Below are 9,647 nucleotides of genomic sequence, written 5' to 3'. Positions count from 1 at the left end.
TCGCGCCGACGGTTTCGCCAATCGCAAACGTGGCAGGAAAGGCGCCAAGGGCGCGGCCAGCCACCTTCTCCCCGTCACCATACGGGGAGAAGGTGCCGGCAGGCGGATGAGGGGCGGCGCATGCATTGGCGATGTCTGCACTTCTCGAATTCCTTCGTCGGCGGCCACTTCGCGGCACTCGTCCGGGCAAGGAACGGCGCCCAAAAGCCTTACTTCGTCGCCTTGGTGTCGATAGCCTGTTTAAGGTCGGAGAGCTCCTCGCAGCCCGCCGGGCAGAGTTTTTGCAGCGAGGCGAGCTGCTCGTTGGCCTTGGCCATGTCGCCGGTCTCGACATAGAGCTCGCCCAGATATTCGTGCGCCGCCTTGTGGTCGGGCTTAAGCTCCAGCGCCTTGGTGTAGTAGGTCAGCGAGGTCTGGTAGTCGCCGGTCTTGCGCAGCGTGAAGCCGAGCAGGTTGTAGACGTCGGCCTGCTGGGTGTCCTGCGCAAGGTCGCGCAGCTCGGCCAGCGCGCTTCGATAGTCCTTGGCGTCGATCTTGGCCTTTACGGCCGTCAGGTCCGGCGCGTCGGCGCCTTCGATGTCGTCCACGGCATAGGCCGGCACGGCGATGGCGATCGGGGCCGCGGTCAGCACCGCAATGCCGCCGAGAACCGCGAAAAGTGCATGTTTCATGGGAGTTGGCTCTTTCTGTTCAGGATCCGATTCAGATCTGGGTTGGGGTGAAGGCGTAGGCGTTGCCGTCCTTGACGAAGCTGCCGGTGCCCGGGAACGGGAAGTGCGAGCCGCAGATGCGGACATTGTCGGCAATCACCTGGTCAATGAGCTTGTGGCGCGTGGCGATCGCCATCGGCCCGTCCTGGTCGTAAGCGCCCTGCCATTCGGGATGCGGTGCGAGCAGCGCCGGCACATACATGGTGTCGGCTGAAACCAGGAACTGCTCGGAGCCGGCATCGACATGGTAGACGGAATGGCCGGGCGTGTGGCCGGGCGCCGCCATGATGCGGATGCCGGGCACGACTTCCGTGCCGTCCTCGACCAGCTTCCAGTTCTTCCATTTCGGGAAATTCTCGGCGATGCGCTTGCCTGCCGGCTTGCGGCCTTCCGGCAGCTTGACGAGCCGGCTGGGGTCGGTCCACCAATTGTATTCGGTGGCGTTGACGATCAGCTCGGCATTCGGGAACACCGGCGCGTTGGTGCCCTTCTCCATCAGGCCCCAGACATGGTCGGGGTGGAAATGCGAGATCATGATGGTGTCGATCGCCCTGTAGTCGATGCCGGCGGCTTTCATGTTGGCCGGCAGATGCGTGGCGTTGGCCTGCCATTGGCCGACGCCGGAGCCGGCATCCATCATGATGGTGCGGCCGTTCATCCGCAGAACGACGACGGTGAGCGGGATCGGCATGAAGTCGGTGGTCAGCCCCGCCTTGGCGAGCGCCGCCTTGGTGTCGTCGACCGAGACGTCCTTGATGAAGGCCGGGTCGTGCGGCTTGCGCCAAATGCCGTCATAGACCGCGGTGACCTCGAGCGAGCCCACCTTGTATTTGTAGAAGCCGACCAGCGGCTCGACCGGGGTTTCGGCGTTAGCGGCAGGCGCGAATTCCAGCTTGCCGGCAATGCCGAAGGCGGCCGCAGCGGCGGCGGATCCGAGCACCATGCGGCGTGTCATGTTGAACATCAGAAGTCTCCTCTGGTGACTGCGGTTGGCGGTGGTTTCCTGGAAGTGAGCATTCCTCCGGGGCTGGCGACGTCCGGCCCGAAGGTTCGCCCCGCTACACAGCAAGACCCGGAAGGCTCGGGCTTTATTCCCGGATGGACGAAGAATTTTTGAGAAGCGCGCAATCTCGCCGCGGAAGGACTGTCGAGGGCTGGGTCACGCCCGCAGTCACCGAACTGTCACACGAATGCAGGGTCGCGCATGCTAGAAACGCAGCTCGGCCGCCCCCCGCGACCCGACCGCATCAAGAGCCGGCGAAGCCGCCATGAACATCGCTGTCCCCAACGAAGGCACCGACCTCTCGCCCTATTTGCCCGACGAGCACGGGCTGTTCTTCGTCTATCATTTCACCGCCGAGGGCCTGCGCACCAAGGATCCCGCCGAGGCGCGCTGGACGTGGCGCAGCTACCAGATCACCGACATGCGCGCCCGCCACGAGATCGCCGCCGAGCAGGCCTTGCCGGCGTCGGTGCGCGAGGCCTTCCTGTCGCCCAGCCATGGCTGCCACATCGACTTCGAGGACGACTTCCTCTATGGCGATCTGCCGGACCTCAGGCATGATTTTGCGGAGGCGCGCGGGCTCACCCATTTCCGCTTCGCCTTCAACGACACGATGCTGGTCGGCGCGCGCAAGCAACCGCTGGAATCGGTCGACAAGATCCGCAAGATGGTCGAGAGCGGAGCGCGCAAATTCCGCTCGCCCGCCGAGCTGATCGAGGCGGTGATGGGCCAATCCCTCGACGGCATGGCGGGCGAGCTCGACAAGATGGGCGACACGCTGGACGGCATCGAGGACCGCATCGTCGTCGACGCCTGGCACAGCGAGCGATAGGCGCTGGTCGACGCGCGCCGGCAGCTTGTGATCATCCACCGGCAGATGGCGACGCTCACCAACCTCTTTCGCCATCTCGACCATTCGCATCGCAACGAGCTGCCGGATGCGATCAACGACATGGCGGCCAGGCTCTCGCACCGGGCGCATACGCTGCATCACGACGGCGAGCAATTGCAGGCACGCACGCGGCTCCTACAGGACGAGCTGATGGCAAAGCTCACCGAGCGGTCGAACCAGTTGCTCTACATCCTCTCCGTCATGACGGCGGTGCTGTTGCCGATGACCATCATCTCCGGCCTGTTCGGCATGAATGTCGGCGGGTTGCCGCTGGTCGACACGCCGATGGGTTTCTGGGTGGTGACCGCGATATCCATCGTCATCGCCGGCATCGTTTACATGATCGTGCGACGGCTGGGACGGGTTTGAGGGTGATCTCTACCGTGTCGCCGGAGCTGTCGCCCGGACCTCGCGGCCCTTGAACATCGACCATGAATACATCGCAAGCGCCGTCCAGATCAGCGCGAAGGCGATGGCCTGGATGGTGCCGAAGGGCTCGTCGAAGATCAGCACGGCGATCAGGAACACCATGGTCGGCGCGATATATTGCATGATGCCGATGGTGGAGAGACGAAGCAGCCTGGCGCCGAAGGCGAAGAGCAGCAGCGGCACCGCCGTAATCGGGCCGCAGCCGATCAGCAGCGCGGTGTCCGTGGCGCTGCTGGAGATGAGATGGTCCTGCCCGGTGGCGATCAGGTAGCCGATATAGCAGAGCGCCGGCACCGAGAGCAAAAGCACCTCGAGCAGGAAGCCCTGGCTCGGGCCGATCGGCAGCGTCTTGCGGAAGAAGCCGTAGGCGGCGAAGGAGAAGGCGAGCGCCAGCGACACCCAGGGCAATTTGCCGGCCTCGACGGTCAGCACCGCCACAGCGATCGCGGCCAGCGCCACCGCCGCGATCTGCAGCCGGTCGAGCCGCTCGCCGAGCAGCAGCGCACCAACCACGACGTTGACCAGCGGGTTGATGTAGTAGCCGAGCGCGGTCTCGACGGTGCGGTCGACCGCGATCGCCCAGACATAGATGCCCCAGTTGATCGAGATCAGCACCGCCGTGAGCGCCGCCATGCTGATGCTCCTCGGCGAGCGGATCGCCGCCTTGAAATCGGCGGTGCGGCCGGCCCAGACCAGCACACAGGCTGCTATCGGCACCGACCAGACGACGCGGTTGGCGATCACCTCGGCGAGCGGCAGATGCGCGACCGCCTTCATGTAAAAGGGCAGGAGCCCCCACAGGAAATAGGCGCCCAGCGCCAAAAGAAAGCCGCGGCGGGCCCTGGCGTCTTGATCGAGTTCGGCTGTTGCGGTGACCATGGCCCAACGCTATCGCCCAGCTGCATGCTGATGACCATCGCAAAATTATGATGGATCAATGGACTTCCGCTGATGGTTCAAGGGGGGCGGCGCGGAATCCCAGGCCACAAACGCCTCGTTCCTTCCCACCCCCCTCTGGCCTGCCGGCCATCTCCCCCGCAAGGGGGGAGATCAGATGTCTCTTCGGCTTTCGCCAATCACCAACGTTGCAGGAAGGAGCGCAGCGGGCGGAACTGCCAATCTCCCCCCTTGCGGGGGAGATGTCCGGCAGGACAGAGGGGGGTGCTGTCCCTCGGCCTCAGAGCTATTTTTCAGCCCCTACTCCGCCGCCACCAGCCCAGCCATCTCGCGGTTCTTCATCAGCTTGTAGATGATCGAATCCATCAGCGCCTGGAAGGAGGCGTCGATGATGTTTTCCGAGACGCCGACCGTCCACCAGCGGGCGCCGGTGGAATCGTGCGATTCGACCAGAACGCGGGTGATGGCCTCGGTGCCGCCATTGAGGATACGAACCTTGAAGTCGGCGAGCTCGAGGTCGACGATCTCGCTCTGGTATTTGCCGAGGTCCTTGCGCAGCGCGATGTCGAGCGCGTTGACCGGGCCGTGGCCTTCGGCCACCGACATCTTCTCCTCGCCGTCGACCTCGACCTTCACGATCGCCTCGGAGACCGTCTTCAGATTGCCGTTGGCGTCGAAGCGGCGCTCGACCATGCAGCGGAACGACGTGACGGTGAAGAACTCCGGCAGGCCGTGCAGCATCTTGCGTGCAAGCAGCTCGAAGGACGCGTCGGCGCCCTCATAGGCATAACCTTCCGCCTCGCGCTCCTTGACCACTGCGATCAGCGCGTCGAGCCGGTGGTCGTCCTTCGGCACCTCGATGCCGCGCCGCTTCAGCTCGGCAAGGAAATTCGCCTTGCCGCCCTGGTCGGAGACCATGACGCGGCGGCGGTTGCCGACCGATTCCGGTGGCACGTGCTCATAGGTCGCCGGCTCCTTGGCTAAAGCCGAAGCATGGATGCCGGCCTTGGTGGCGAAGGCGGAGGAGCCGACATAGGGCGCCTGCGCTTCCGGCGCGCGGTTCAAGAGTTCGTCGAAGGCGCGGGAAAGCCTGGATATTCCGGTCAGCGCTTCGGCCGAGATGCCGGTCTCGAAACGGTCGGCGAAGGCCGGCTTCAGCGAAAGCGTGGGGATGATCGAGATCAGGTTGGCGTTGCCGCAGCGCTCGCCGATGCCGTTCAGCGTGCCCTGGATCTGGCGCACCCCGGCCTCGACGGCGGCGAGTGAATTCGCCACCGCCTGGCCGGTGTCGTCATGGGCGTGGATGCCGAGGTGATCGCCCGGAATGCCGCTGGCGATCACCTTTTCGATGATGGCGCGCACCTCCGAAGGCTGCGTGCCGCCATTGGTGTCGCACAGCACCACCCAGCGCGCGCCTGCATCATAGGCGGTCTTGGCACAGGCCAGCGCGTAGTCCGGATTGGCCTTGAAGCCGTCGAAGAAATGCTCGCAGTCGACCATCGCCTCCTTGCCGGACGCGACCGCCGTCTCGACCGAGACTTTTATCGAGTCCAGGTTCTCCTCGTTGGTGCAGCCGAGCGCCACGCGCACATGATAGTCCCAGCTCTTGGCGACGAAGCAGATGGCGTCCGACTTCGATTGCACGAGCGCCGCCAGCCCCGGATCGTTGGAGGCCGAGACCCCTGCCCGCTTGGTCATGCCGAAGGCGACGAATTTCGCGCTTTCCGTTCGCTTCTTCTGGAAGAAGGCGGTGTCGGTCGGATTGGCGCCGGGATAGCCACCCTCGACATAGTCGATGCCGAACTCGTCGAGCAGCTTGGCGATGGCGATCTTGTCCTCGACGGAAAAGTCGATGCCCGGCGTCTGCTGGCCGTCGCGGAGCGTGGTGTCGAAGAGGAAAAGTCTTTGCTTTTTCATGATGGCAAGGCGCTTGAGCACCCCCCTCTGGCCTGCCGGACATCTCCCCCGCAAGGGGGGAGATCGGCAGCTTTGCCGACGGCGCTTGTCCTACAGCGTCGGCGATTTGCGAAAGCGAAGGCGACATCCAATCTCCCCCCTTGCGGGGGAGATGGCCGGCAGGCCAGAGGGGGGTGGGACGGAACGCCGTACATCGACTAGATTTTCCCCGCAAACCCATCCGTCGCCCGGATCAGCCGGTCCAAGATCCCCGGCTCCGAATAGGCATGGCCGGCGCCCTCGATCAGGTGGAAATCCGCCTTCGGCCAGGCCTTGTGCAGCGCCCAGGCATATTTCGCCGGGCATGGCATGTCGTAGCGGCCATGGACGATGGTGCCGGGGATATCCTTCAGCTTCCAGGCATCGCGCAGCAGCTGTCCCTCCTCCAGCCAGCCGGCATGGACGAAGTAATGGTTCTCGATACGGGCGAAAGCCACCGCATAGTCGTCCTGGCCGAACGGCGTGCTGGTCTCAGGCTCCGGCAGCAGCGTGATCGTCTCGCCTTCCCAGAGGCTCCAGGCAAGTGCCGCCTCGACCTGGGCCTTGCGATCAGAGCCGACCAGCCGCTTGCGGTAGGCCGCCATCATGTCGCCGCGCTCGGCCTCGGGGATCGGCGCCAGGAAGCGTTCCCATTTGTCGGGGAACATCTCCGAGACGCCGAACTGATAATACCATTCGAGCTCGGCGCGCGTCAGCGTATAGATGCCGCGCACGACCAGCTCGCTGACGCGCTCGGGATGCGTCTCGGAATAGGCGAGCGCCAGCGTCGAACCCCAGGAGCCGCCGAACACCAGCCATTTGTCGAAGCCCGCCATCTCGCGCAAACGCTCGATGTCGGCGACGAGATGCCAGGTGGTGTTGGCTTCGAGCGAGGCGTTGGGCGTCGACTTTCCGCAGCCGCGCTGGTCGAACAGGGTGACGTCGTAAAGTTTCGGGTCGAACAGCCTCCGGTGTTTCGGCGAAATCGTGCCGCCCGGACCGCCATGCAGGAACACGGCGGGCTTGGCGCCCTTGGTGCCGCAGCGCTCCCAATAGACGGTGTGGCCGTCGCCGACATCGAGCATGCCCGAGTCGAACGGCTCGATCTCTGGATAGAGCGTGCGCAAGGAACCGCTGTGGATCGTCATAGTTTCAGGCCCTGCTGCGGCCAGTTGGCCGTCTCGTGATCGGGATGCTGGAAGGAGATGATCTGCTCCTGCCGTCGATAGAAGTCGGGGTCGTCGAGGATCGGCGCCTCGAAGATCTTCTCCACCCAGGGCAGCCGCACCGCGTAGTTGACCTGGATCTGCGGCGCGAGGTCCGAGCGGTCGTCGAAGGCGCCGATGGCGATCTCCAGCGCGCCCGGCTGGCGGTAGGTCAGCGGCGTGCCGCAGCGGCGGCAGAAGCCGCGATCGATGTTGACCGAGGACTGGAAATAGCTCGGCTCCTCATGGGTCCATTCGACGCCGTCCTTCGGCACCGTCACCAGCGCGCCGAAGAAATTGCCGAACTGTTTCTGGCACATGCGGCAATGGCAGATGGACGGGCGCCCAAGCTTGCCCTTGATGCGGAAGCGCACGGCGCCGCACTGGCAGCCGCCTGTTCGAACTTGGTCGGTCATGATCTTTCCTCCGGCGGCCATTGGTCGGTGTCGTGGTCGGGATGCTGATAGGAGACGAGCTCGGCGAGATAGGGCGCTGACGAGACATCGCCCATCGTCTCCTCGGACGGCAGTTTCGGGATGCCGTCGACATAGGGAAGCTTCGCCTCGACGCCCCACTGGATGGTCGGTGCAATCCCGGTTGGATCGTCGAAGGCGGCGATCGCCAGCGCCATGCCGTCGGGCGCCTCGAAAGTCAGCGGTGTGCCGCATTCGGCGCAGAAGCCGCGCCATGCCGCACTCGAGGAACGGAAGCGCTTCGGCTCGCCGCGCGTCCAGTCGAGCCTGGCGCCGCGAACCGAAACCAGCGGCAGATAGAAATTGCCGCTCGCCTTCTGGCACATGCGGCAATGGCAGACCGATGCGTCGCCCAGCGTACCTTCGACGCGGAAACGAACCGCGCCGCACTGGCAGCCGCCCGTATAGACCGGCCGGTTGTCGAGACTCATCGCTCACTCCGTTTCATGGGCTCACTCCGGATCATGGCAGACCGCCTCGACATTGTTGCCGTCGGGATCGAAGACGAAGGCGCCGTAGTAGTTCGGGTGATAGTGCGGGCGCAGTCCCGGCCCGCCATTGTCCTTGCCGCCGGCGGCAAGCGCCGCGGCATGGAAAGCGTCGACCTCGGCGCGGCTGCGCGCGGTGAACGCGACATGCTGGCGGTCCTTCGGCTTCTCCTTGCCCGCACTCACCCAGAACACCGGCCGGTCGCGGCCATAACCGCCCACCTTGGCGCCGCCGGTATATTCCTGCGGCACCATATAGAGCAGCGAAGCGCCCAGCGGCGCCATCGCCTTGTCGTAGAAGGCCTTGGACGCATCGAAATCTGAAACGGTGATGCCGAGATGGTCGATCATGGAACGAGTTCCTGCGTTGCTTGGTCCGGCACATCGGCGCCGGCCAGGCCGGCCGCGATGACGATGTGCTGGCAGACATTGTCGATATCGCGGATCACGTCGTCGTTCCAGAAGCGCAGGATGATCCAGCCAAGCGCTTCAAGCTTCGCGGTTCGTGCAGTGTCGGAAGCCGAGACCTCAGGCGAAGCAAGCTGGGAGCCATCCACCTCAACGATCAGCTTCTTGGCGGGACAAGCAAAGTCGACGATGTAGCCAGCTATTGGCATTTGACGTCGAAATGCCAACCCCATGAGGCGGTGTGCGCGTAGCTCGTTCCAAAGCTTCAGTTCGGCGTCTGTCATTTGCTTGCGCATCTTGCGCGCATTGCCGCGATTGTTGGGAGACACGGGATAATGCGTCATCGCGAAGCGCCCCCCTCTGTCCTGCCGGACATCTCCCCCTCTAGGGGGGAGATCAGCAGCTTCAGCGACGGCGCCCACCCTTCAACGTCGGCGATTGGCGAAGGCGGCGGTGACAGCCAATCTCCCCCCTTGAGGGGGAGATGCCCGGCAGGGCAGAGGGGGGTGCCTAGCGCCATCCTCACCGCCTGATCTCCCACGTCGTCACGCGCTGGCCTGTGACTGGATCCTTGCCATCCTTGAGCTGCACGCCTTGCGTCAATAGTTCGTCACGGATGCGGTCGCCTTCGGCCCAATTCTTGGCGGCGATGAATTCCAGACGATCGGCGATCGCCTTGGCGATCGCTTCTTCATCCACCTTAGCGGCACCGACATCGAAACCCAGGAAGGCCAGTGCAGCCTTCAGCGAAGCGGCGGCGGTATTCTCACCGGAGCCGCCGTATTCACCCGCCTCGCCGGCAAGCTGCGTCAGCCGCTGGAAGGCGGCGTAGGTGGCGAGGTCGTCGGACAGCGCTTCCACCATTTCGGCCGGCAGTTCCTTTGCCGCCGTAGGCGCAAGGTCCGCGGCGCGCTTCCATTTGCGCAGCGTGTTTTCCGCCTCCTCCAGCTTGCGCACGGAGAAGTCGATCGGCTCGCGGTAATGCGTCATCAGCATCGCCAGCCGCAGCACCTCGCCCGGCCAGTTGCGGCCGCCGAAGGTTTTCGTCTCCAGCAATTCGTGGATCGAATAGAAATTGCCGAGGCTTTTCGACATCTTCTGGCCCTCGACCTGCAGGAAGCCGTTGTGCATCCACACATTGGCCATGACCTTGGTGCCGTGGGCGCAGCGGGACTGGGCAATCTCGTTCTCGTGGTGCGGGAAGATC

9 protein-coding genes and 2 pseudogenes are annotated in these 9,647 nt (G+C 64.4%); 1 reads left to right on the top strand and 10 read right to left on the bottom strand.

All coding sequences use genetic code 11. The features are described 5' to 3' along the window. Positions 1-209: 209 nt before the first annotated feature. Both EOA38_RS17795 and EOA38_RS17790 read right to left on the bottom strand, forming a co-directional pair. Complete coding sequence (locus EOA38_RS17795) at positions 210-671, bottom strand: tetratricopeptide repeat protein (protein ID WP_126094896.1); 462 nt, start codon at positions 669-671, stop codon at positions 210-212. 31 nt (positions 672-702) lie between these two features. After that, positions 703-1,674 carry an MBL fold metallo-hydrolase gene (locus EOA38_RS17790; protein ID WP_126094897.1) on the bottom strand — a complete coding sequence of 324 codons (972 nt, stop codon included), beginning with the start codon at positions 1,672-1,674 and terminating at the stop codon, positions 703-705. 304 nt (positions 1,675-1,978) lie between these two features. Here EOA38_RS17790 and EOA38_RS17785 point away from each other — a divergent pair. Beyond that, positions 1,979-2,974 (top strand): annotated as a pseudogene (locus EOA38_RS17785) (transporter). A gap of 9 nt (positions 2,975-2,983) precedes the next feature. On the opposite strand, the gene rarD reads toward EOA38_RS17785, so the two are convergent. The 8 genes and pseudogenes from rarD to EOA38_RS17730 all read right to left on the bottom strand — a co-directional run. Beyond that, positions 2,984-3,913, bottom strand: a complete 930-nt coding sequence (gene rarD, locus EOA38_RS17780; protein WP_126094899.1) for an EamA family transporter RarD — start codon at positions 3,911-3,913, stop codon at positions 2,984-2,986. Between the two features lie 318 nt (positions 3,914-4,231). Then, a complete protein-coding gene (gene cimA / locus EOA38_RS17770; RefSeq protein WP_126094900.1) occupies positions 4,232-5,848 on the bottom strand; it encodes a citramalate synthase in 1,617 nt (538 codons plus the stop codon). 197 nt (positions 5,849-6,045) lie between these two features. Then, positions 6,046-7,014: a prolyl aminopeptidase gene (pip, locus tag EOA38_RS17760; protein ID WP_126094901.1), complete on the bottom strand. Its 969-nt coding sequence runs from the start codon at positions 7,012-7,014 to the stop codon at positions 6,046-6,048. Then, a complete protein-coding gene (locus tag EOA38_RS17755; RefSeq protein WP_126094902.1) occupies positions 7,011-7,487 on the bottom strand; it encodes a GFA family protein in 477 nt (158 codons plus the stop codon). The genes pip and EOA38_RS17755 overlap by 4 nt, the downstream gene beginning before the upstream one ends. Continuing rightward, a complete protein-coding gene (locus EOA38_RS17750; RefSeq protein ID WP_126094903.1) occupies positions 7,484-7,975 on the bottom strand; it encodes a GFA family protein in 492 nt (163 codons plus the stop codon). Before EOA38_RS17750 ends, EOA38_RS17755 begins: the two co-directional genes overlap by 4 nt. Positions 7,976-7,996: 21 nt before the next feature. After that, positions 7,997-8,383, bottom strand: coding sequence for a VOC family protein (locus tag EOA38_RS17745; protein WP_126094904.1), 387 nt, complete (start codon positions 8,381-8,383; stop codon positions 7,997-7,999). After that, a complete protein-coding gene (locus EOA38_RS17740; protein ID WP_127299829.1) occupies positions 8,380-8,784 on the bottom strand; it encodes a DUF559 domain-containing protein in 405 nt (134 codons plus the stop codon). Before EOA38_RS17740 ends, EOA38_RS17745 begins: the two co-directional genes overlap by 4 nt. Positions 8,785-8,962: 178 nt before the next feature. After that, positions 8,963-9,647: pseudogene (locus EOA38_RS17730) on the bottom strand (cysteine--tRNA ligase); the annotation flags it as partial.

Origin of the sequence: Mesorhizobium sp. M1E.F.Ca.ET.041.01.1.1, assembly GCF_003997355.1 — a bacterium.
Taxonomy (GTDB): domain Bacteria; phylum Pseudomonadota; class Alphaproteobacteria; order Rhizobiales; family Rhizobiaceae; genus Mesorhizobium.
The sequence above is the reverse complement of the archived record's forward strand: the minus strand, read 5'-3'. Positions and strand labels throughout refer to the sequence as shown.

Excerpts from the sequence above, each read along its gene's own strand:
- pip (WP_126094901.1), bottom strand. The coding sequence starts at position 7,014 with ATGACGATCCACAGCGGTTCCTTGCGCACGCTCTATCCAGAGATCGAG.
- EOA38_RS17795 (WP_126094896.1), bottom strand. The coding sequence starts at position 671 with ATGAAACATGCACTTTTCGCGGTTCTCGGCGGCATTGCGGTGCTGACC.
- EOA38_RS17750 (WP_126094903.1), bottom strand. The coding sequence starts at position 7,975 with ATGAGTCTCGACAACCGGCCGGTCTATACGGGCGGCTGCCAGTGCGGC.
- EOA38_RS17740 (WP_127299829.1), bottom strand. The coding sequence starts at position 8,784 with ATGACGCATTATCCCGTGTCTCCCAACAATCGCGGCAATGCGCGCAAG.
- EOA38_RS17790 (WP_126094897.1), bottom strand. The coding sequence starts at position 1,674 with ATGTTCAACATGACACGCCGCATGGTGCTCGGATCCGCCGCCGCTGCG.
- EOA38_RS17745 (WP_126094904.1), bottom strand. The coding sequence starts at position 8,383 with ATGATCGACCATCTCGGCATCACCGTTTCAGATTTCGATGCGTCCAAG.
- cimA (WP_126094900.1), bottom strand. The coding sequence starts at position 5,848 with ATGAAAAAGCAAAGACTTTTCCTCTTCGACACCACGCTCCGCGACGGC.
- EOA38_RS17755 (WP_126094902.1), bottom strand. The coding sequence starts at position 7,487 with ATGACCGACCAAGTTCGAACAGGCGGCTGCCAGTGCGGCGCCGTGCGC.
- rarD (WP_126094899.1), bottom strand. The coding sequence starts at position 3,913 with ATGGTCACCGCAACAGCCGAACTCGATCAAGACGCCAGGGCCCGCCGC.